The 795-nt window shown below is 52.3% G+C and carries 2 tRNA genes; both read left to right on the top strand.

Annotation, left to right across the window (positions count from 1 at the left end):
- Positions 1–625 precede the first annotated feature (625 nt).
- Positions 626–718, top strand: a tRNA-Ser gene (locus NV64_RS22740).
- 4 nt (positions 719–722) lie between these two features.
- Positions 723–795, top strand: a tRNA-Arg gene (locus NV64_RS22745).

The following is a 795-nucleotide window of genomic DNA, read 5'->3' on the forward strand; positions in this document are numbered from 1 at the left end:
CCGGATATATGGCTGCATTTACCGATTTTACCTCTTACTGAAAAACGCCTTGTTCAACCGGGAGCGTCCATATATGGTGTAGCGGGTCCGCGTTCCGGAACCCCTCCGATAAGCCGGGTACAGATTCTGCAGCGAACCTGTTCAGGGCTCTGTAGCCTCGTGCAAAGGACAGCGCTTCTTGCCCTGAGGCTGGATGGTGTAGGAGGGCCGCGTTCCGGAGCCCCTCCGATAAGCCGGATGCAGATTCTGCAGCGAACCATCTTTTATCTGCCGCCATTAGCCGGTGTTAACACTGGATTGCCTGTTTTTTCCGCGATTCAGCAGCGGTGACTGATAATTACCGTACATTGGGGGTCTGTATTCGGCTCTTTCTAATCGGAAAGGGGCCGCAAACCGGATTTTCTTTATCAGGGTTTTCCGGCGGATAACGCACTGTTGCTGTTGATAAATCACCCTTTTTGTTCTCTAAGTCGCCATTTTGCGTGGCTTTTGTGCAAACAAACGCATTTGACTAAAAAAGCCTGAGAAATTGTTTGACTTACAACGCCCAGAAAGTAATATGTGCGCCACGCAGTGCCGATGAGCAGAAACAACGTTCTGAAGCACAACTCGAAAGAGTGCTAGTGGTGAGGTGGCCGAGAGGCTGAAGGCGCTCCCCTGCTAAGGGAGTATGCGGTCAAAAGCTGCATCCGGGGTTCGAATCCCCGCCTCACCGCCATTTTGCATCCATAGCTCAGCTGGATAGAGTACTCGGCTACGAACCGAGCGGTCGGAGGTTCGAATCCTCCTGGATGC

Origin of the sequence: Erwinia sp. B116 (assembly GCF_002865965.1) — a bacterium.
In the GTDB taxonomy this organism is placed as follows: domain Bacteria; phylum Pseudomonadota; class Gammaproteobacteria; order Enterobacterales; family Enterobacteriaceae; genus Erwinia.